Source organism: Yoonia vestfoldensis DSM 16212 (assembly GCF_000382265.1).
Lineage (GTDB): Bacteria > Pseudomonadota > Alphaproteobacteria > Rhodobacterales > Rhodobacteraceae > Yoonia > Yoonia vestfoldensis.
In genome coordinates, this window is the sequence record NZ_KB907974.1 from 52,115 (window position 1) to 73,464 (window position 21,350).

Here is a 21,350-nt window from a genome sequence, read left to right on the forward strand (position 1 = left end):
TTCGCCCACGCTCTCAGCGTTGAAGAACCTTCGCCGCCTCGATCGCGAAATAGGTCAGCACGCCGTCGCAGCCTGCGCGCTTGAAGCCCAGCAGGCTTTCCAGCATGACCTTTTCGCCATCGAGCCAGCCGTTCTGGATCGCCGCCTGCATCATCGCGTATTCGCCGCTGACCTGATAGGCATAGGTCGGCACGCCGAACGTATCCTTTACCCGGCGGCAGATATCAAGATAGGGCATGCCGGGCTTGACCATGACCATATCCGCGCCTTCGGCCAGATCGCGCGCGACAAGGCGCAACGCCTCGTCGGAATTGCCGGGGTCCATCTGATAGGTTTTCTTGTCGCCGGTCAGCGCCGCCGACGCCCCCACCGCATCACGGAACGGGCCATAAAAAGCCGAGGCGTATTTGGCTGCATAGCTCAGGATCGTGACACCCTGATGCCCCTCGGATTCAAGCGCGGCACGGATCGCCCCGATCCGGCCATCCATCATGTCGGACGGGCCAAGGATATCGGCCCCCGCATCGGCCTGCGCCAGCGCCATCTTCACCAATGCATCAACTGTGCGGTCATTCACGATCTGGCCGTGCTCGACGAACCCGTCATGGCCGTTGATATTGTAGGGGTCGAGCGCGATATCCGTCATCACGGCAATATCCGGAGCGGCGTCCTTGATCGCGCGGATCGCCTGATTGGTCAGGTTGCCCGCGTCCCAGGCCATCGCGCAATCCTCGGTCCGGGCCTCCATGCCCGTATAGGGAAAAATGCAGATCGCGGGAATGCCAAGCGCCTGCGCCTCGACGGCGGCCTTGGCGATCCGGTCAACTGTGCGCCGCATCACGCCGGGCATGGACGCGACAGGGGTTTCATCGTCGCGCCCTTCCATGACGAAAACCGGCCAGATCAGGTCGTCGACCGTCAGGGTGTTCTGCCGTGCCAGCGCCCGCAGGGCAGGGGTCCTGCGCATACGGCGCAGACGCGAAACGGGAAAAGCGGGGGTGATCGGGGTCATGGCACGGGCCTTTGCTGAAAAGTTGCCTTTTGGTCGCATGGATTTTGCGCCATCACAAGTCTGGGCAATCCCGAACCGGCCCGCTATCGTCTGGCCAGACGCAGCTTGCCGGAACATCCCTTGAACCTGATCGACACCATCCTTTACCTGATCGACTTCAGGACGTTTTCCAACATCTGGTACTGGCTGGCGGTCATGGTGACATGGGCCACCGTCAGCCACTGGGTGATCGGCGTGCCGTTCGACATGATCTACCGCGCACGCAGGCACGGCGGGCAGGCGGCGCAGGACCTCGAGATGCTGACCGCCATCAATGTCCGCAGGCTGCTGACGATCACGGGCACGCCCGCGGTCGTTCTTGCGGGGCTATGTGCGTTTTTTCTTGCCGCAGCGGGGATGCTGGGGTTCGTCTATGGGCTGCAACTGGCGCAGGGGCTGTTCTGTCTGGCCTTTCCGCTGGTTTTTGTTTTTCTGCTGACGCTGCGCACCTGCCAGCGTTTCGCAGTCGATCAACCGACCGGCGCAGATCTGGTCAAGGCGCTGTTCCGCCTGCGGTTCTGGATCCAGGTGATTGCGATGATCGCCATTTTCTGCACGGCGCTGCTGGGGATGTACATCACGTTGAGCCAGCGCTTCCTGTTTTGAGCGGTTGACATGGCCCCGGCGCAGGATATCTCGGCGCAATGTCTGATCGCACCCATATCACCGTCGCTGGCGCGCCCGAAGGCTTCGACGCAAAACTGATCCTTGCCGAACTCGCCAAGGGCCAGCCGGTGTTGCATGTCGCGCGCGACGACAAAAGGCTGGCGGCGCTGCAATCAGCCCTTGCCTTCTTTGCGCCCGCCGTGCCGGTTTTCGTCTTTCCCGCGTGGGATTGTCTGCCCTATGACCGCGTGTCGCCAAATACCGACATTTCGGCCGCGCGGATGGCGACGCTGGCAGCGCTGGTGCACGGCATGCCGGGCCGGTTCATCCTGCTGACGACGCTATCGGCGGCGACCCAGCGCGTGCCTGCGCGCGCCACATTGCGCGAGGCGGCGTTTACCGCGACCGTTGGCAAGCGGCTGGATGAAGGTGCGCTGCGCGCCTTTCTGGTGGGAATGGGGTTCACGCAAAGCCCCAATGTGATGGAGCCGGGCGATTACGCCGTGCGCGGCGGGATCATCGACATCTTTCCACCGGGCCAGTCCGGCCCTGTGCGGCTTGATCTTTTCGGCGACGTGCTGGATGCGGCGCGCCGGTTCGATCCGGCCACGCAACGCACCGTCGAAAAACTGACCGAGGTGGAACTGGCACCCGTGTCCGAGGTGATCCTCGACGAAGCTGCAATTACGCGGTTCCGCCAGAATTACCGCATCGAATTTGGCGCGGCAGGCACCGATGACCCGCTTTACGAGGCCGTCAGCGCAGGGCGCAAACATGCGGGCGTGGAACATTGGCTGGGGTTCTTTCAGGACGATCTGGAAACCCTGTTCGACTATCTGCCCAAGGCCACCATCACGCTCGACGACCAGATCGGCCCGCAGCGTGTGGCGCGGTGGGACAGCATCGCCGACCAATACGGCACGCGGATGCATGCGCTGACGCAAAAGGGGCGGATGGATTCGGTCTATAAACCGGCCCCGCCGCAGCTCTTGTACCTCGACGATGCTGCATGGGCGCGGGCGGTGGCCGACCGGCGCGTGCTGCAATTCTCGCCCCACAAACAGGCGACCGGCCCCGGTGTGATCGACGCAGGCGGGCGGATGGGGCGCAGTTTCGCGCCTGAACGGCAACAGGAAAACCTGAGCCTTTTCGGGGCCTTGGCCGCGCATATCAAGGCGCGGGCTGCGGGCGGCCCCGTCATCGTCGCCTCTTATTCCGAAGGGGCACGCGAACGGCTGGAAGGCTTTATCGAGGATGAAGGTGTGGGCGAGACGATTGCCATCACCGATTTCTCCCGCGTCGGCAAAACGGGTGTGTATCTCGCGGTCTGGCCGTTGGATCAGGGGTTTGAATCCCCCGGCCTGACGGTGATTTCCGAACAGGACGTGCTGGGCGACCGGCTGATCCGGCAGACCAAACGCAAACGCCGCGCCGAAAACTTTTTGTCCGAGGCCAACAGCCTGTCGTCGGGCGATCTGGTCGTCCATGTCGATCACGGCGTCGGGCGGTTCATGGGCATGGAGGTCGTCACCGCCCTTGGTGCGGCGCATGAATGCCTGCTGATCGAATATGCAGAAGAAACAAAGCTTTACCTGCCGGTCGAGAATATCGAGCTTCTGTCCAAATACGGGCACGAGGCCGGATTGCTCGACAAACTCGGCGGCGGGGCGTGGCAGGCGAAAAAAGCCAAGCTCAAGGAACGCATCCGCCAGATCGCCGAACGGCTGATCCGTGTGGCTGCCGAACGCGCCTTGCGCAAGGCGCCGGTGCTGGAACCGGAATCGGGGCTTTGGGATCAATTCCTTGCGCGCTTTCCCTATGCCGAAACCGACGACCAATTGTCCGCCATCGACGATGTGCTGACCGATCTGGCATCAGGCCAACCGATGGACAGGCTGATCTGCGGCGATGTGGGTTTCGGCAAGACCGAGGTCGCGATCCGCGCGGCCTTTGTCGCGGCGATGGCGGGTGTACAGGTGGCGATCATCGCGCCGACAACCTTGCTCGCACGGCAGCATTATCAAAGCTTTGCCGAACGGTTCCGTGGCTTTCCCGTCAATGTGCGGCCTTTGTCGCGGTTCGTGTCGACCAAGGACGCAGCACTGACCCGTGACGGCATCAACAAGGGCAGCGTTGACATCGTCGTCGGCACCCATGCGTTGCTGGCCAAGGGCGTGAATTTCAAGAACCTTGGCCTGTTGATCATCGACGAGGAACAGAAATTCGGCGTCCAGCACAAAGAACGGCTCAAGCAATTGCGCACCGATGTGCATGTGCTGACCCTGACCGCCACGCCGATCCCGCGCACGCTGCAACTGTCGCTGTCGGGCGTGCGTGACCTGTCCGTCATCGGCACGCCACCAATCGACCGTCTGGCGATCCGCACCTATGTCAGCGAATTCGACACGATCACCGTGCGCGAGGCATTGCTGCGCGAACATTATCGCGGCGGGCAGAGCTTCATCGTGGTCCCGCGCATCACCGACATGGATGAAATGGAAGCCTTCCTGCGCCATGAAGTGCCGGAAGTGACGTTCATCAGCGCCACGGGCCAGATGGCGGCGGGTGAACTCGACGACCGGATGAACGCCTTTTACGACGGCAAATACGACGTGCTGCTGGCGACGACCATCGTGGAATCGGGCCTCGATATTCCGACAGCCAACACGATGATCGTTTGGCGCGCGGATATGTTCGGGCTGTCGCAACTCTATCAGATCCGGGGCAGGGTGGGCCGGTCCAAGACCCGCGCCTATGCTTATCTGACCACCAAACCGCGCCAGAAGCTGACCGATACCGCGCAGAAACGTCTGCGCGTACTGGGGTCGATCGATTCGCTTGGGGCGGGGTTCACGCTGGCATCTCAGGACCTCGACATCCGTGGAGCGGGCAATTTGCTGGGCGAAGAGCAATCCGGCCAGATGCGCGAAGTGGGCTATGAGCTGTACCAGCAGATGCTGGAGGACCAGATCACCGCGATCCGGTCGGGGGCGGCCGAAGGCATCATCGACGACGGCCAATGGGCGCCGCAGATCAATCTGGGCGTGCCGGTGCTGATCCCCGAGGAGTACGTTCCCGATCTGGACGTGCGTCTGGGCCTTTACCGCCGCCTGTCGAACCTGACGACCAAGGTGGAGCTGGAAGGTTTCGCCGCCGAAATGATCGACCGTTTTGGTCCGCTGCCGCGCGAGGTGAACACGCTGCTGCTGGTCGTGCGGATCAAGGCGATGTGCAAGAAGGCGGGCATCAGCCAGCTGGACGCAGGGCCAAAAGGGGCCACGATCCGGTTCCACAACGACAAATTCGCGTCCCCTGCGGGGCTGGTGGATTTCATCAACGACCAGCGCGGGCAAGCGAAGGTCAAGGACAACAAGATCGTCGTGCTGCGGGACTGGGACAAGGAACGCGACAAGATCCAGGGTGCCTTCAACATCGCCCGGGATCTGGCGGGGAAACTGGCAGAAGAGACGAAAAAAGCAGGGTAGAACCCTGCTTTTTGCGGTCTCCGACGGGGATCGCGTCAAATTGCGCGATGCGCGAAATGACGTGCTCGGAAGATGCTGTTAAGCCTCGCCCGGCCGCTTGATCTTGGTCGTCAGCCAGAGCGCGATGCTGGCCGCGACCAGCGCACCAATCGCCATCGGCATCGGCGTGCCGTCGAACATCAATGCAATCGGGGCCGCAATGATCACGGCCCCCACAGTGGACACCGCGGCGATGATCGAGGCGGCAAGACCCGCGATATGGCCCATTTCCTCCATCGCGAGGGCATTGAGATTGCCGATGGTCAGCCCGGCCTGAAAGAAATTGCCCGTGACCCAGACCACATAAGTGCCGAAGGCCAGCCAATAGGGGCCGTTCGCCGCTGTGATCCCGATCATCGCGAGGGTAACGCCGATCTGGATCGTCAGTACCGTCTTGATGATCGCCCGCATCCCGAGCCGCATCACCAGCCGGGCGTTCAGCAGGCTGGCGCTGGCGGCGATGATGGCGATCCCGCCGAACCAAAAGTGGAAATATTCCCCTTGCCCGAAGGTCACATCGAACACCTGCTGGGTCGAGGACAGCACGACGAACAGCATCCCGAAGGTCAGCGTCTGGATCACGATCGACAGCCGCGCGGTGCGATGCGCGAACATCTGTCCCGTCGCATCGTAAAGCGCACGCAGGCTGAGCGGACGACGCCTTTCCGGCATCAGCGTTTCGGGCTGGCGCAGGAACAGCCAGATCACGGTCACCGTCGAAAAGAGCATGAAGGCGGCGAAGATCGCGCGCCAGCCGAAACCTGCGATGATGAAATGCCCCATCGTTGGCGCAAGCGCGGGCACCAGCGCGAAGACGGCCATGACGAAGGACATGATCCGCGCCATGTCGCGCCCGGCATAAAGGTCGCGCACCAAAGCCATCGCCACGACACGCGGACCGGCGGCCCCCAGCCCCATCAGGACGCGGGCGATCAGCATCATTTCCAGCGATTGTGCCGACCAGGCAAGACCGCAGGCGATCACATAGACGATGGCACCGCCCAGCATCACGGGCTTGCGCCCGTAGGCATCCGACAGCGGGCCGGTGAACAGCGTGCCGACACCCATACCCAGCACGAAGCTCGTGATGATCAACTGCGCATGGTTCAGGTTCGCGGGGCTGAGGCTCGCCCCGATCTCGGGCAGGGCGGGCAGCATCGCGTCGATGGAAAAGGCGACCGTGGCGACCAGCATCGCCATCAAGGCGATGAATTCGGTCTGGCCCAGTTTCTTCGTGGGAGCGATCATACTTCATCTCCGATCTGGGCCATGATGTCGGTGATGACCTTGACCCAGAGATCGGTCGGCTGCGCACCCGGCACCGCGTGCTGATTGGCCACGATGAAGGTCGGCACCGCCGATATCCCCATTTCGCGGCTGTGCTGGTCGCGGGCGCGGATGTCCGCGGTATCGGCGTCAGAGGCCAGCAGCCGTGTCACGAGGGCCGCATCCATTTCCGCCGTATCGGCGATATCGGCCAGCACCTCGTGGCTGCCGATGTCGCGGCCTTCGACGAAATAGGCCTTGAACAGAAGGTCGACGACAAGCGTCTGCCGCGCCTCGATCCCCGCCCAATGGATCAGGCGGTGCGCGTCGATGGTGCTGGGTGTGACCTGCATCGCCTCGAAATTGATGGTCAATCCCGCCTTTTTGGCGTTTTCGACCACGGGAGCATAGGCTTTGGCCGCCCCTGTCTTGCCGCCGAATTTCGTTTCCAGATAGGCTTTGCGGTCCATCCCGCCTGCGGGCATGTCTGGATTCAACTGGAACGGATGCCATTCCATCGTGAACGGATGGTCGGGAAACTGCGCCAGCGCCTTGTCCAGATTGGCCTTGCCGATATAGCACCACGGGCAGATCGGATCGGAAATGATGTCGAGTTTGACCATGCTGGCCCCCCGTGATGGCTGTCGGATGAGAAGATGCCACAGGGGTATCGGCACCCTCTGTCAGTTGCAAGATCACGCGGGCCTGCTTAAAGAAATGCCATGTCCGATATCGACCCGAAAAACCTGATCCGCATCGCGCATGAAAACGGCTCCGCCAGCGTGGCGCAGCCGCTGGATCTCGGCGCGCGGGTGCGCGAATTGCGCAAGGCCCGTGACTGGACGCTGGAACAGGCGGCGCGGCAGGCGGGGCTGGCGCGGTCCACCCTGTCCAAGATCGAGAACGGGCAGATGTCACCCACCTATGACGCGCTGAAAAAGCTGGCCGTGGGGTTGGACATCTCGGTGCCGCAACTGTTCACGCCGCCATCCAAAGGGCAGGTCAACGGCCGTATGGCCGTGACGCGCGGCGGGGACGAGGCCGTACAGATCACGACGACATATGAACACGCGCTGCTGGCCGACTCGCTGACTTCAAAAAAGATGCTGCCCTACCGCGCCCGCGTCCGGGCCCGCAGCATGGAGGAATTCGACGGCTGGGTGCGCCATGACGGCGAGGAATTTCTGTATGTGCTGACGGGGCAGGTGCGGCTTTACACCGAGTTTTACGAACCCATCGCGCTCAAACGTGGGGACAGCGCCTATTACGACGCCGCGATGGGCCACAATGTCGTGTCGATCAGCCCGGAGGATGCGACGATCCTGTGGGTGACGTCGCTTTCCTGAACTTTCAAGCGCTCCGCGCGGGGAGTATTTGGAGAAATAAGAAGTTGAAAAGGCCCGGGGTGATCCGGGCCTTTCTGCGTTATTCCTCGTACCACCAGACGTCAGGCTGCCAGCCGGGCCAATCGCCGAAGATCGGCAATTGTTCGGGGAAGCGCAGATCACTGGCATGGGCGATGCGGCTGATGTTCCATTGGTAGATCGGGATCACATAGCGCCCCGCCGTCAGAATCCGGTCGAGCGCCTGCACGGCGGCGATGAAATCTTGCTGGCTTTCGGATGTCAGCAGCCTGTCGATCATCGCGTCCACGGCAGGCGATTGCACACCCATCACATTGCGCCCGCCGGGCTGGTCGGCAGAGGCTGCGCCGAAATAGTTGAACTGCTCGTTACCGGGCGACAACGACAGGCCGACCCGGTAATAGGTCATATCGAAATCATAGGCGTCGGTGCGTTCCTTGTATTGCGCCCCATCGGCCAGTGCCACGCTGGGTGTGATCCCGATCCGGCCGAGCGCCTGCGCATAGATGTCGATGATCGCCTGATTTTCGGAACTTCCCTGTTCAAGCAGGATCTCGAAGGTGAAGGCCTCGCCGGCGTCATTGCGCAACACGCCGTCCTGCACATTCCAGCCGGCCTCGGACATCAGATCAAGGGCGGCAGCGGTGCCGGCACGGTTGCGTTCGGTGCCGTCACCGACGGGCAGGCTGTAGCCTTCGATCGTGCCGGGGATCAGGTCCGCGGCGAAGGGTTCCAGAAATTCCGCAACACGCGCCGTCGCAGGGCCGTGGTCCATCCCCAGCGGCGAGTTCGACCAATAGGAAGTGATCCGCGGCTGCGCGCCGCCGGTCATCGCGTCGTTGATGAATTCGAAATTGAACGCATGGATCAGCGCATCCCGCACCCGCCAGTCCGCGAATTGCGCGCGCCGCGTGTTCATCACGAAACCGGTCATGCCGGAGGGGCGTTCATGGCCCAGCACCGACAAGGTGATATCGCCATTCCGAACCGCGGGGAAATCATACTGTCCTTCCCAGCGCGCCACATTGAATTCGCGGTTGGTTGTCACTTCGAGCGTCTTGAAGGCCTCGAAAGCGGCGGTTTCGTCACCGAAAAATTCGATCCGCACCTCGTCGAAATTGTGCTGGCCGCGCTGGAACGGCACATTGACGCCCCAATAGTCGGGGTTGCGCCGCAGTGAGATAAAGCGCCCGGCCTCGAAATCGTCGATCACATAAGGCGCGGACGTGATGGGCACGACGTCAAGCGTGCTTTCGGCGAAATCCACACCTTCCCATTGCGCCTTTTTCAGGATCGGGCGCAAGCCCGCCAACAGCGCCAGTTCACGGTCGGCCACGTTGAAGGTCAGGCGGACCGACCGCTCGCCGGTCTGTTCGATGCTGGCCACGCGGGTCCAGAACCCCAGATAGCGGGGGTGGCCGATGGTGCCCAAAGTCTCGAACGACCAGATCACATCCGCGACCGTGACGGGGCTGCCGTCGGAAAAGCGCGCCTCGGGCCGCAGGGTGAATTCGACCCATTCGCGGTCTGGTCCGGTTTCGACCGATTCGGCCAGCAACCCGTAAAGGGTGAAAGGTTCGTCCAGCGACCGCGCCATCAGGCTTTCGCCGACGAAATAGCGCAGCTGCCATGACACTGTGCCTTTGCGGATGAACGGATTGAGACTGTCAAAGCCGCCGACCTCTGATGTGACGATCCGGCCGCCTTTGGGCGCATCGGGGTTTGCGTAGGGCAGGGACACAAAATCGGGTGGAAGAGCGGGGTCGCCATACATAGCTATGCCATGCTGGGGTTCGGCAAAAGCCATGCTGCCGATCGCGATGATCGCGATGGCCGTGCGACATGCCACGATGAGGCGGCCGAAATGAAATGCCATTTTCGTGATGTTCCCTATGCGTCAGTGATTTGCCTGCCCTCACCGTAAAGATGGTTTTGAGCATTTTCAAACTTTTAGCTTGGAGCCGGGCAGGGAATTGCTTATAACGGCGTCACTGCTCGATAGGTTTCTTGCCTGTATGAAACCTGCCTCAATAACTTCACGCCCGCCTTGTGCGGGCGTTTTTTTATTGGCTTCGCAGCACCGCTGGTGACCTTTGCAGGTGCAGCATGTAAGGTGAGTCGCAACCGCAACTTCCGGAGACCACCACATGAGCCTGCAAGGAAAAACCGCCGTCATCACGGGGTCCACATCGGGGATCGGGCTTGGCATCGCGCGCGAACTCGCCAAGGCGGGGGCGAATGTCGTTCTCAATTCCTTCAGCGACACCGAGGATGACCACGCCCGCGCCGCCGAAATCGCGGCTGTGACAGGGGTCGAGGCGCGGTATATCCAGGCCGACATGTCCAAGGGCGAAGAGTGCCGCCGCCTGATCGTGGCCGCGGGCGGCTGTGATATCCTGGTGAACAATGCGGGCATCCAGCATGTGTCCCCGATCCAGGATTTCGACCCCAAGAAATGGGATGCGATCCTCGCGATCAACCTGTCCTCGGCGTTCCACACCACGGCCGCCGCTGTCACGGGCATGCGCGAACGCGGCTGGGGGCGGATCATCAACGTGGCCTCGGCGCATGGTCTGACAGCCTCGCCCTATAAATCCGCCTATGTTGCCGCCAAGCACGGGATCGTCGGGCTGACCAAGACCGTAGGGCTGGAAACCGCGCGCGATCCGATCACCTGCAACGCGATCTGTCCGGGCTATGTGCTGACCCCGCTAGTCGAGGCGCAGATTCCCGACACGATGAAGGAATACGGCATGTCGCGCGAAGAAGTGATCGAGAAGGTCATGCTCGCCCGCCAGCCGTCAAAGGCGTTCGCCACGGTCGAGGAATTGGGCGGCACGGCCGTGTTCCTGTGTTCGGATGCGGCCGCGCAGATCACCGGCACGACGATCAGCGTCGATGGCGGCTGGACCGCGCAATGAAGCGGATCAACCTTGCTTTGCAGGGTGGCGGCGCGCATGGCGCGTTCACCTGGGGTGTTCTAGACCGCCTGTTGCAGGACGAGGATATCGAAATCGCCGCGATTTCGGCCACTTCGGCGGGGGCGCTGAATGCGGCGGCGCTGAAATCGGGCTGGGTGCGCGACGGGCGCACAGGGGCGCGCGAAAACCTTGACTGGCTCTGGGGGCAGGTCGCGGGCGTGACCCATGACTGGCTGTCGGATTGGGTGTCGTCGCTGACCCCATCGGCGGGAGTCCTGGCCAAGGCAATGAAATATTCACCCGGCTATGCGATGATGGACATGACGACGCGGATGATGTCGCCTTATGTCTATGGGCCGATGTTCCGCAACCCGCTGGAAGATATCGTCGCGCAGTTCGAATATGACGCGGTCTGCGCCAGCGGGGGGCCGGCGCTGCATATCTGCGCGACCAATGTGCGCAGCGGCAAGATCCGCGTGTTCACCGGCGACGAGATTTCGTCCAATGCGATCATGGCGTCGGCCTGCCTGCCGACATTGTTTCAGGCGGTGGAATTCACCGACCCCCGCACCGGCAAGTCAGAGGCCTATTGGGATGGTCGCTATAGCGGGAACCCAGCACTTTATCCTTTGTTCGCCAAAGACTTGCCGGACGATATTCTGGTTGTGAACATCAACCCGCTGCGCCGCGAGGAATTGCCGACAGATGTGCAGGCGATTCAGAACCGGATCAACGAGATCAGCTTCAATTCGTCCTTGCTGCGCGAATTGCGCGCCATCGCCTTTGTCAAACGGCTGATCGCGGGCGGCACGATGCCCGAAGGGACGATGAAGAACGTGATCGTTCACATGATCGCCGATGATGTGTTGATGAACGAATTGAACGTCGCGACCAAGACGATCCCCCAGGCCATCGTCATTGCGCGGCTGAAAGAGGCGGGGCAGGCGGCGGCGGATGCATTCCTCAAGGCCCACAAATCCGATCTGAACGTCAAGAGCACAGTCGATCTGGAAACGATGTTCAACTGACCAGTTTGATCGCCAGCGCCCACATCACCAGCCCGATCAACACGTCAAGCCGTCGCCACGCCCGCGCCGATTGCATGACGGGCGCCAGCAGCCGCGCGCCATAGCCCAGGCTGAAAAAGAATGTATAAGACGCCAACACAGCCCCAACGCCAAAGGCCGTCTTCAACGCGCCGTCGGTAAACTGGGTCGAGACCGCGCCGACCAGCCCCAGCGTGTCCAGATAGACATGCGGGTTCAGCCAGGTGAACGCCGCCCCCGTCGCCAGCACGCGCCACAGGCTGCCCGAAGTGCCCGCGATCTGCATCGCGTAATCGCCCTTGTAGGCGGCCAGAAACCGCAGGGCGCCGTAGATGAACAGAAAGGCCGCGCCGCCCAGGGCCATGATCTGCGGAAAGGCAGGATAAAGCGTGACAAGATAGCTGAACCCCAGCACGCCGGCCGTGATCAGCACCGCATCCGACGTCGCACACAGCAGGCAAAGCCAGAACACATGCTGCCGCGCCAGCCCTTGACGCAGCACAAAGGCATTCTGTGCCCCGATCGCAAGGATCAACGCAAAGCCTGTTGCAAAGCCGGTGACACCCGCGGTCAGCAACGCGTCATTCCGCAGCTTCGGGCAGTTCGGCCACGGCTTTGTTGTTGGGATAGACAAGCCCTGCCGAAATCACGAGTTTCGCGGCGTCTTCGACGCTCATGTCAAGCTCGATGATGTCGCGCCGCGGCAGGAACAAAAGAAAGCCCGATGTCGGGTTCGGCGTGGTCGGCAGGAAGACGGTAACGATCACCTCGCCATCGACCAGCTTGGCGTTGATTTCGCCCTTCGCATCGGTCGACACAAAGGCAATGGCCCAGATGCCGTTGCGCGGATATTCCACCAGACACGCCTTGTCGAACGACGTCTCGCGCTGGGAAAACACCGTTTCTGCGATTTGTTTGGCGGCATTGTAGACAGACCGCACGACCGGCATCCGGTCGACGAACCTTTCGCTGATCCCAAGGAACGACCGCCCGATCAGCCCCTTGCCCAGCCAGCCGACGATAATGGTAAAGATCAGGAAGATCACGACGCCGACGCCACGCACATTGACCGTGATTTCATTGCCCGGCGTGCGCCCCAGCAGGCGATTGATCAGTGGCTCGGGGTGGTAATAATTCGGCACGAAGGGCCAGACCCAGCTATCGACCCAGCCCACGACGGTCCAGATCAGCCAGAGCGTCAGACCGATCGGCGCAATGATGACCAGACCGGCGAGGAAGTTACCGCGCAGACGCGCGATGATCCCGCGAGAACTACGGCGTTTGGGGTCGATGGACAGCGGGTCAGGCATCGGGGCATCCGGGGAAAACTACGCCCCATACCTAAGGACAGCGACGCGCAGCGGCAAGCCACTGTACCGCCCGCCCAGAGTTTATTTCAGCATCGCCCGCGCGATTTCGGCTGCCAGCCGCGCATTGTTGCGCACCAACGCGATATTGGCGGTCAGCGACCGGCCGTCGGTCAGCGCGAAAATCCGGTCGAGCAGAAAGGGTGTGACCGCCTTGGCGCTGATCTTGTGCGCCTCGGCCTCAGCCAGCGCCTTGGCAATGATCGGGGCAAGGGTGGTGGCGGGAATTTCGTCGCCCAAAGGGATCGGGTTCGTGACCAGTTGGCCACCCGCAAGCCCCATCGCACCGCGCATCTTGTGGCTTGCGGCGATGCTGGCGGGATCGTTCATCCGCAAAGGGGCGACCATGTCCGATGTGGCCGACCAGAACGCGGGGATGCTGTCTTGCCCGTAGACAATGACCGGCACGCCGAGCGTTTCAAGGACTTCGAACGTCTTGGGCAGATCGAGGATCGCCTTTGCACCTGCTGCTACCACCGTCACCGGCGTCAGCGCCAGTTCCTGCAGATCGGCGGAAATGTCGAAACTGGTTTCCGCGCCGCGATGCACGCCGCCGATGCCGCCCGTGGCGAAAACATGGATGCCCGCCAGATGTGCTGCGATCATGGTTGCAGCGACCGTCGTGGCCCCCGTGCCGCCCGTGGCGATACAGGCGGCCAGATCGGCGCGCGACAGTTTGGCGACATTCTGCGCCTGACCAAGCGCGTCGAGTGCGGCGGCCTCCAGCCCGATATGAAGCCGCCCACCCATCACGGCGATGGTTGCAGGCACGGCACCTGCGTTACGCACATCCTGTTCGACCAGCCGCGCGGTTTCCACGTTCTGCGGAAAGGGCATCCCATGCGTGATGATCGTACTTTCCAGCGCGACCACGGCATGGCCCTTGGCCAGCGCCTCGGCCACCTTGGCGGAATAGGTAAGGGGGATGGTCATGGAATCTCTCCTGAAACATAGGTGGCGGCGGCCTGACAGGCGCGGGCAAGGGCGTCCTCGCGCGCCATGCCCTGCGTTTCGGATGCGATATGCGCGGCCATGAACGTATCGCCCGCGCCGGTCACGCGCGTGACCATGACGGCGGGCGGCACGCGGGTGATGATGTCGGAGCCTGTCGCCTCGGACGCGGATTTGCCGCCATCCGTGACCAGCACGCGCCGCGCGCCGCGCGCGATCAGCCCCGCCGCCGCATCCGCCGACGACGCGAATTCGGTCTGGCACAACAGTCCAGCCTCTTCGAGGTTGACGTAAAGCGTGGCGGACGGATGGCCCAGCAGCGCCAGCAGCCGTTCCGCCTTGCCCGGCGAGGCGGGGGCCACGCGCAGATCGGCGTTGCGGAACAAGGGCGAGGTGGCGATCTCGCGCAACAATTCCACCGTCAGGTTCCCGTCCAGCGCCACAGGCCCCGACCACGGTGCATCCACCGACCCCAGATCGCCGCTGGCCAACGGGCGCAGGATCTTCTCGCCCGCAGCCTCCAGCGAATGGGCATCGGCGATGGCGGCGATCAATCCATTGGCGCCTTCGATGGCCATATAGACATCGGTGGGCAGGTCCTCGGACCGGTAGACATGGTCACAGACCAGCCCCATGCCGGTCGCCGCAGCAATCAGCGCGTCACCTTCGGCATCGCGGCCCACATTGGTCAGCAGGGCAGGCACCATCCCGAAGCGGCGCAAGGTCATCGCGATATTCATGGCGACACCGCCGGGCAGGCGGGTGATCCGGCCCGGCACGTCAGACCCCACGCGCATATGGCTGGGCGCACGCCCGATCACGTCCCACAGGACCGATCCGATACAAAGAATGTCAGGTTGCTGCGTCATGGCGCGGTTCTGCCGCGAAGTCCCGCGCTGCGCAAGGGCGCTGAATGCGCTTGCACAGGCCGAAAAGGGCGGGTAAGGGACGTGCACTTCATCCCGCAAGCGGGGGCGGGTGTCTTGGGGAGAAATCCCAAGCCATCCACCGGTTGGGCGAACGCCTGATCCCCCGCTGAGGCTAAACCGGAAAAGGAAACGACCATGGCTCTTCCAGAGTTCAACATGCGTCAGCTTTTGGAAGCTGGCGTTCACTTTGGCCACCAGACCGCGCGCTGGAACCCCAAGATGGGTCAATACATCTACGGATCGCGCAACGGCATCCACATCATGGACCTGACGCAGACCGTTCCTCTGCTGGACCGCGCGCTGCAGGTCATCCGTGACACCGTCGCCAAGGGCGGCCGCGTGCTGTTCGTCGGCACCAAGCGTCAGGCGCAGACCCCGATCATGGAAGCGGCGGAAAAATCCGCACAGTTCTACATGAACCACCGCTGGCTCGGTGGCACGCTGACCAACTGGCAGACCGTGTCGCAGTCGATCAGCCGTCTCAAGGCCATTGACGAAGCATCGGCCAACGGCTTTGCAGGCCTGACGAAGAAAGAACGTCTTGGCATGGAACGCGAGCAGGGCAAATTGCAGGCATCGCTTGGCGGTATCCGCGAAATGGGCGGCGTGCCTGACCTGTTGTTCGTCATCGACGTCAACAAGGAAGACCTCGCCATCGCCGAAGCCAACAAGCTGGGCATTCCCGTCGTGGCCGTGGTCGACACCAATTGTTCGCCCGCCGGCATCGACTATGTCATCCCCGGCAACGATGACGCGGCGCGCGCCATAGCACTTTACACCGATCTGGCCGCCCGCGCGGCGCTTGACGGCATGACGGCGCAGCTGGGTGCCGCTGGCGTCGATATGGGTGCGATGGACGATTACGCCGAAGAAACGCTGGCCCAGGAAGCCGCGACCGCTTCGGAATCCACCAGCGCCTGATCGCGTCACAAAAGTTTAGGGCAGGGGCACTATGCCCCTCCCGACCCATTCCCTTTCAAGGAGAAGTTACATGGCAATCACCGCTGCAATGGTGAAAGACCTGCGCGACAGCACTGGCGCAGGCATGATGGACGCCAAGAAGGCGCTGACCGAAACCGATGGCAACATGGAAGCCGCCGTTGACTGGCTGCGCACCAAGGGCCTTGCGAAAGCCGCCAAGAAGGCCGGTCGCACCGCCGCCGAAGGTCTGGTCGCCGTGGCCGTGTCCGGTGGCAAGGGCATCGCCGTCGAAGTGAATTCTGAAACCGATTTCGTCGCCAAGAACAGCGATTTCCAGAAGATGGTTTCCGGCATCGCCGCCGTTGCGCTGACCGTCAGTGACGTGGACGCCTTGAAAGCCGCCGATATGGGCGGCAAGACCGTCGAACAGGCCGTGACCGACGCCGTCGCCGTGATCGGTGAAAACATGTCTGTGCGCCGCATGGCGACGCTGACGGGCGGTCAGGTCGTGACCTATGTCCACAACGCTGCCGCCCCAGGCATGGGCAATATCGGTGTTCTGGTCGCGATGACCGGCGACAACGAGGCGTTCGGCCGTCAGGTCGCGATGCATATCGCCGCCGCCAACCCGTCGGCCCTGTCCGAGGCCGATCTTGACCCGGCAATGGTCGAGAAGGAAAAGCAGGTCCAGATCGACATCGCCCGCGAATCCGGCAAGCCTGATGCGGTGATCGAAAAGATGATCGTCGGCCGTATGCAGAAATACATGGCCGAAGTCACCTTGCTGAACCAGCAGTTCGTGGTGAACCCCGACCTGACCGTCGCTGCCGCCGCCACCGAGGCTGGCGTCGAGATCACCGGCTATGTCCGCCTCGAAGTCGGCGAAGGCATCGAAGTCGAGAAAGAGGATTTCGCCGCAGAAGTCGCCAAGCTCAAAGGCTAAGCGGCTGACATTGAACGGCAACGGCCCGCCTCAGTGCGGGCCGTTCGCGTTTGTGACAGTAAAAGGCACGGCACCGCCTCAGGAAGACAAGGCGATGCCGCTACGATCCGAACCGGTCCAATTCTCGGGACAAGAAACCAGTTCTGACCGTTATTCCGGTAGTGGCGGCCAAATCCGCCACACCAGGGATGGCCGGGTGACCCGGCCGGACAGCATCGCCCTGAAAATGCAGGACCCTGTCACAAGCCCAAAGGTTGCGTTTCCCTTGGGGCAATATTACGCCTAGCTGTGAAATGCACATCAGTGAAGTCAGGTATACCTGACCTTTTCAGATCTTCACGCCGTCGGCTTCAGACCTCGACAAGAAACATCTGGTTATAGAAGGAGGCTTTCAGCACGGCTTGCGCCGTCGTGGCGGCGTCCAGCGCTTCCCGCGCAAGGCGCAGGTGCTTTTCGACCGTGGCGGGCGTCAGACCGAGCAGAACTGCGATATCCTGCGTCGTCTTGCCGTCACCGACCCATTGCAGTACCTCGCGCTGCCGCCGTGTCAGCTGGCGTTCGCCGGAATGCGGCAGCGTCAGCAGTTTCAGGTGCATGACGTTGTTCATCACGATGATGGCGTCGCCATGCTGCGCCCAGACCTGTTCGACCTGGTCCTGTGTCATGCCGGGTGCCGCAGTCAGTGCAATGGCACCCTTGGTCCGCTCCGAGATCGACCGGAAACTGATCGTATAGCCTGCAGTCACCTGCATGGCGCGGTTGAATTCCATCACCCGCCGTTCACTGGCCGTCAGGTTGTCGATGCGCTGCATCTCCATCATCCAGCGCCAGCTGCAGGCCCCGTCATTGGCCATCGCCCATTTGATCATCGGCGCGTGATAATACAGCCCTTCGTCGAAAAAGACCTTCATGTATTCAGGCGTCTGCGTGGACAAAAGCACCCAATCCTGCGGATCGCCCAGCGAATGCGTCGTCCGGTAGCGGGTAAAGCCATACATGAGCCGGTCGAAACCGTAAGTCGCCATTTGCCGGACATGCATGTCCCACAATTCTTCGACCGAGCCGGCGTTCGTCAGCCGGTCCAGTTGCGCCAGTATCTCTTTCATTCACGCGTCCCGAGATAGCCGACGAGCGCCTCCATCGCGAGGGGATAGCCCGCCGCGCCGAAACCGCAGATCTGCCCGATCGCCACCGGCGCGATATAGGACGTGTGGCGAAACGCCTCTCGGGCGTGGATGTTCGACAGGTGCAGTTCCACGACCGGCACCATGATCGACGATACCGCATCCATCAGCGCCACCGATGTATGGGTATAGGCCCCCGCGTTCAGGATGATTCCATCATGCACCCCGCGCGCGGCATGCAATTTGTCGATCAGCACGCCTTCATGGTTCGACTGGACGAAATCCATCGTGACACCCAGCGTTTCCGCTTTGGCGGCACACATGTTTTCAATATCTTGCAAGGTCACGGGGCCGTAAACCTCTGGCTGGCGCGTGCCGAGCAGGTTCAGGTTGGGGCCGTTCAGGATCAGGAGGGCGTGTTTCATGACGGCTCTGTAACACCATTGCAGCATTGGTCAAAATGGAAATGATGACCCGCGCGCAACCCATACGTGTCGGACATGACGCGGCGCTGGATAGGCGCGCCGCAATGCGCTAGACCGCGCTGGCCAGCCGCTGCCCGACAGGAAAGACCGACAGATCGTGACGCATTCCAAAGTCATCATCACTACAATGAAAAACGAGGCGCCCTATATCCTTGAGTGGGTGGCGCATCATCTGGTCATCGGATTCGACCATATCGTCGTGCTGACCAATGATTGCACCGATACCACCAACCCGATCCTGACCCGGCTGGATGAACTGGGCTACCTGACCTTCCGGCCCAACAAGCAAGGCGCAGGCGGTGTGCATCGCAGCGCGATCCGGCGCGCCCAGCGGCTGGACGTCGTGCAGAATGCGGATTGGCTTTATGTCACCGATGCCGATGAATTCCTCAACATCCATTGCGGCGACCATTCCGTCGATGCGCTGATCGCGGCCAGCGGCGGCGATGCGGTCGACGTGATCATGGTGCCCTGGCGGATCTTTTCGTTCAACAAACGCGTGATCCTGCGCGACAGCCTTGTGACACAGCAATTCACCGATGCCGAACCCCCGTTCGAGGAAGGCGGGGCGGGGCGGCGTTTCGTGAAATCGCTGTTTCGCAACAAGGATGTCTATCACCGGATCGGCATGCACAATCCGCATGTCCGCGAAGACCAAGCCACCGCGCTGAACTGGGCGCTGCCGGGCGGGCTGCAACACTCCAACCTGCAGGCCGGCAATCATGCGCAGCCGCCCTTTGGCCAGGATGTCGCGCAGATCAATCATTATGCGGTGCGGTCCGCGCAGGCCTATCTGCTGAAACGGTATCGGGGGCGCGCGAACCATCAAAGCCACGTCCTCGATACAGGCTATTGGGACCGCTGGAACCGGGGCGGCTGCGAGGATACCTCCATTCACCGCTATGCGGCCTTGACCCAGGGCCTGCTGGACGTGTTCAGGGCCGACCCCGTGCTGTCGCGGATGCACCGCAAGGGGTTCCGCTGGCACAAGGCGAAACTGGCGGAGCTGATGCAGGACGAGGCCTATGTCGACCTGTACCGCAAGATTTCTGCGTCGGAACCCGTGACGGTCGTCAAGAAAGACCGCCGCATTCGCGAATCGCGGGACCAACAAGAATCACCGGTAACAAATGTGCCTCAGTCGTCGGATTGATCATCCTCGGACGCGTCGCGTTCAGTCTGCTGCTGCGCAAGGATCCGCGGCAGCGGCGCTTTGTATGGGTCAATCCCGTGCTGCGTCAGCAACCTGCCTATCACGCTGGTCCGCAGCGGCGTGCCATCATACCGTGCAGCAAGAAGCGACCGCATCCGGCGACCAAAGAAATGGATCGAGACAGTCTTGTCAGTGATGTAATCACCGACGTTCGGCAATCGTCTGCGGACCATAAGACGGCGATCGCCAAACCCGAACGGATAGAGGACCTCTTGTGGTTGCGCATACTTCGCCTCACCCGTCTCATTAAGGAAATGCGTTACAATCGCAGGTCCCCACACGCCCCAAGGCTGCTGGCTTGCATGAACCGGTCGGCCAGCCGCTTTTTCGGCCCGAAGCCAGTCAACATATTTCGGTTTGTACCAGGTCGGAACGGCATATTCATCCGCCGTGAAATCCAGGATCTTCTGAAACGCCTCGCTGCTCTTTGGAAAGCTCAGCACACCTCCATTGATGCTCCGTTCCGACTGGAAGCCATAAAGGTGCCCGTCGACCGGCACGAAAGGCTTGACGCAATAGGCGTCCGTGTCCGCCCAGATCATTTTGTCGGTTTTTTCAAGCATCTTGTAGCGAAACAGGTCTGAATGCAGCGCAAAGCTCCCGGTCGGTCCGTGGGTCAGATATTGCTCTCCTGATAGTATTGCGTTGGCATCGGCAAGCTCGACACCATCGGGTACGTTATCGACCGGGCCGTAGTGATACAGCCGGACGGCGTGGCCATTGTCCACAAATGACTTGAGACACAGTTGTTCAAGATAGCTGAGCGGCCCCTCGATCCACAACGCACCGATTGCATATTCCTGTTGTACCATGACCTGCTCGCATTAAACCTGACTGAAGGTGCGATGCCACAGGCCAGTCTGCGTGTAAACGCAGAACAATACAGCCTGATGGCAGCTGGGCTTTCCTTCAACAACCAACAAATGATATGGCTGCAAGACAACAGGAACGTGGACGATATCGGAGAGCTTGATGACCAACAAAGTGATCGGCGTTTTGCCCGGCGGCACCTCCGAAGCAGCGCCGAAAAAGGCACGCCGCATGTCCAAAGATGCGGTCCGTCGCAAGTTCCTGCAAAAACTGCCCAAGGGCGGCATCGCGGTCGAGATCGGCGTCTGGCAAGGCGAATTTTCGTCCACTATCATCGAATTGATCGCCCCGGAAAAACTGGTCCTGATCGACCCTTGGGCGCATATCGGGGATGACAGTCATTCCGAGGCCTTCGTGGGCCGCACCGGCAAGACCAAGATGGACAAGATCTTTGACGGCGTGGTCGCGCAATTCGAGGGCCAGATCGCCTCGGGGCAGGTGGCGATGATCCGCGACTTTTCGGTGCCCGCGCTGGTGCAATTCGCAGACCAGACGATTTCCTTTGCCTATGTCGATGGCGACCATTCCTACGAAGGTGTTAGCGCCGATCTGGCAGCACTTTTCCCCAAGATGAAACGCGGTGGCATCATGGCGTTTGACGATTACCACCGGCGCGGCTGGTGGGGTGACGGCGTGATCCGCGCGATCAACGAATTTCTGGGCGCGCATCCGCGCGATCTGCGCATCCGGGCTGTCGTCGGCGCACAGATCGCGATTGAAGTACTTGATCCGTCAGAAGAAACCGCGTGATCCTGACACCATGAAACCG

Annotated in this window: 20 protein-coding genes; 9 read left to right on the forward strand and 11 right to left on the reverse strand. The window is 61.6% G+C overall.

Translation table 11 applies throughout. The features are described 5' to 3' along the window. Positions 1 to 13 precede the first annotated feature (13 nt). A complete protein-coding gene (hemB, locus tag H147_RS0102030; protein WP_019953667.1) occupies positions 14 to 1,012 on the reverse strand; it encodes a porphobilinogen synthase in 999 nt (332 codons plus the stop codon). A gap of 120 nt (positions 1,013 to 1,132) precedes the next feature. Here hemB and H147_RS0102035 point away from each other — a divergent pair, with 120 nt between their 5' ends. Both H147_RS0102035 and mfd read left to right on the forward strand, forming a co-directional pair. Then, positions 1,133 to 1,657, forward strand: a complete 525-nt coding sequence (locus tag H147_RS0102035; protein ID WP_019953668.1) for a hypothetical protein — start codon at positions 1,133 to 1,135, stop codon at positions 1,655 to 1,657. A 38-nt stretch (positions 1,658 to 1,695) separates the two neighbouring features. Further along, a complete protein-coding gene (gene mfd / locus H147_RS0102040; protein WP_019953669.1) occupies positions 1,696 to 5,142 on the forward strand; it encodes a transcription-repair coupling factor in 3,447 nt (1,148 codons plus the stop codon). A gap of 78 nt (positions 5,143 to 5,220) precedes the next feature. On the opposite strand, the gene H147_RS0102045 is transcribed toward mfd, so the two are convergent. Together H147_RS0102045 and H147_RS0102050 are read right to left on the reverse strand one after the other, a co-directional pair. Continuing rightward, a complete protein-coding gene (locus H147_RS0102045; protein WP_019953670.1) occupies positions 5,221 to 6,429 on the reverse strand; it encodes a multidrug effflux MFS transporter in 1,209 nt (402 codons plus the stop codon). Further along, complete coding sequence (locus H147_RS0102050; protein ID WP_019953671.1) at positions 6,426 to 7,070, reverse strand: DsbA family oxidoreductase; 645 nt, start codon at positions 7,068 to 7,070, stop codon at positions 6,426 to 6,428. The genes H147_RS0102045 and H147_RS0102050 overlap by 4 nt, the downstream gene beginning before the upstream one ends. A 99-nt stretch (positions 7,071 to 7,169) precedes the next feature. Here H147_RS0102050 and H147_RS0102055 point away from each other — a divergent pair, with 99 nt between their 5' ends. Next, positions 7,170 to 7,793: a helix-turn-helix domain-containing protein gene (locus H147_RS0102055; protein WP_019953672.1), complete on the forward strand. Its 624-nt coding sequence runs from the start codon at positions 7,170 to 7,172 to the stop codon at positions 7,791 to 7,793. A gap of 79 nt (positions 7,794 to 7,872) precedes the next feature. On the opposite strand, the gene H147_RS0102060 is transcribed toward H147_RS0102055, so the two are convergent. Further along, entirely contained in the window at positions 7,873 to 9,687 is a 1,815-nt protein-coding gene (locus tag H147_RS0102060; protein WP_019953673.1) for an extracellular solute-binding protein, read from the reverse strand. 271 nt (positions 9,688 to 9,958) lie between these two features. Here H147_RS0102060 and H147_RS0102065 point away from each other — a divergent pair, with 271 nt between their 5' ends. Both H147_RS0102065 and H147_RS0102070 read left to right on the forward strand, forming a co-directional pair. Then, positions 9,959 to 10,732 carry a 3-hydroxybutyrate dehydrogenase gene (locus H147_RS0102065; protein ID WP_019953674.1) on the forward strand — a complete coding sequence of 258 codons (774 nt, stop codon included), beginning with the start codon at positions 9,959 to 9,961 and terminating at the stop codon, positions 10,730 to 10,732. After that, a complete protein-coding gene (locus tag H147_RS0102070) occupies positions 10,729 to 11,760 on the forward strand; it encodes a patatin-like phospholipase family protein (protein WP_019953675.1) in 1,032 nt (343 codons plus the stop codon). The genes H147_RS0102065 and H147_RS0102070 overlap by 4 nt, the downstream gene beginning before the upstream one ends. On the opposite strand, the gene H147_RS0102075 is transcribed toward H147_RS0102070, so the two are convergent. The 4 genes from H147_RS0102075 to H147_RS0102090 form a co-directional block, all read right to left on the reverse strand. After that, the gene (locus H147_RS0102075) at positions 11,753 to 12,355 is read right to left on the reverse strand and encodes a LysE/ArgO family amino acid transporter (protein ID WP_019953676.1); all 603 of its coding nucleotides are present in this window, start codon (positions 12,353 to 12,355) and stop codon (positions 11,753 to 11,755) included. The genes H147_RS0102070 and H147_RS0102075 overlap by 8 nt on opposite strands. A 4-nt stretch (positions 12,356 to 12,359) precedes the next feature. Continuing rightward, positions 12,360 to 13,088 carry a DUF502 domain-containing protein gene (locus tag H147_RS0102080; RefSeq protein WP_019953677.1) on the reverse strand — a complete coding sequence of 243 codons (729 nt, stop codon included), beginning with the start codon at positions 13,086 to 13,088 and terminating at the stop codon, positions 12,360 to 12,362. A gap of 81 nt (positions 13,089 to 13,169) precedes the next feature. Further along, a complete protein-coding gene (locus tag H147_RS0102085; RefSeq protein ID WP_019953678.1) occupies positions 13,170 to 14,078 on the reverse strand; it encodes a pseudouridine-5'-phosphate glycosidase in 909 nt (302 codons plus the stop codon). Further along, positions 14,075 to 14,965, reverse strand: a complete 891-nt coding sequence (locus H147_RS0102090) for a PfkB family carbohydrate kinase (protein ID WP_026352172.1) — start codon at positions 14,963 to 14,965, stop codon at positions 14,075 to 14,077. The genes H147_RS0102085 and H147_RS0102090 overlap by 4 nt, the downstream gene beginning before the upstream one ends. A 195-nt stretch (positions 14,966 to 15,160) precedes the next feature. On the opposite strand from H147_RS0102090, the gene rpsB reads away from it, so the two are divergent. Continuing rightward, entirely contained in the window at positions 15,161 to 15,946 is a 786-nt protein-coding gene (rpsB, locus tag H147_RS0102095) for a 30S ribosomal protein S2 (RefSeq protein ID WP_019953680.1), read from the forward strand. A gap of 70 nt (positions 15,947 to 16,016) precedes the next feature. Beyond that, positions 16,017 to 16,889, forward strand: coding sequence for a translation elongation factor Ts (gene tsf, locus H147_RS0102100; protein ID WP_019953681.1), 873 nt, complete (start codon positions 16,017 to 16,019; stop codon positions 16,887 to 16,889). Between the two features lie 350 nt (positions 16,890 to 17,239). Here tsf and H147_RS0102105 read toward each other — a convergent pair whose 3' ends face one another. After that, positions 17,240 to 17,995: an autoinducer binding domain-containing protein gene (locus tag H147_RS0102105; protein ID WP_019953682.1), complete on the reverse strand. Its 756-nt coding sequence runs from the start codon at positions 17,993 to 17,995 to the stop codon at positions 17,240 to 17,242. Next, positions 17,992 to 18,438: a type II 3-dehydroquinate dehydratase gene (gene aroQ, locus H147_RS0102110; RefSeq protein ID WP_019953683.1), complete on the reverse strand. Its 447-nt coding sequence runs from the start codon at positions 18,436 to 18,438 to the stop codon at positions 17,992 to 17,994. The genes H147_RS0102105 and aroQ overlap by 4 nt, the downstream gene beginning before the upstream one ends. A 157-nt stretch (positions 18,439 to 18,595) precedes the next feature. On the opposite strand from aroQ, the gene H147_RS0102115 reads away from it, so the two are divergent. After that, on the forward strand, positions 18,596 to 19,651 hold the full coding sequence (locus H147_RS0102115) for a glycosyltransferase family 2 protein (RefSeq protein WP_110570894.1): 1,056 nt from the start codon (positions 18,596 to 18,598) through the stop codon (positions 19,649 to 19,651). Here H147_RS0102115 and H147_RS0102120 read toward each other — a convergent pair. Further along, on the reverse strand, positions 19,636 to 20,523 hold the full coding sequence (locus tag H147_RS0102120; RefSeq protein WP_019953685.1) for a hypothetical protein: 888 nt from the start codon (positions 20,521 to 20,523) through the stop codon (positions 19,636 to 19,638). The two genes, H147_RS0102115 and H147_RS0102120, sit on opposite strands and share 16 nt — an antisense overlap. Before the next feature lie 160 nt (positions 20,524 to 20,683). On the opposite strand from H147_RS0102120, the gene H147_RS0102125 reads away from it, so the two are divergent. After that, a complete protein-coding gene (locus H147_RS0102125; protein ID WP_019953686.1) occupies positions 20,684 to 21,331 on the forward strand; it encodes a class I SAM-dependent methyltransferase in 648 nt (215 codons plus the stop codon). The last annotated feature ends 19 nt before the right edge of the window (positions 21,332 to 21,350 follow it).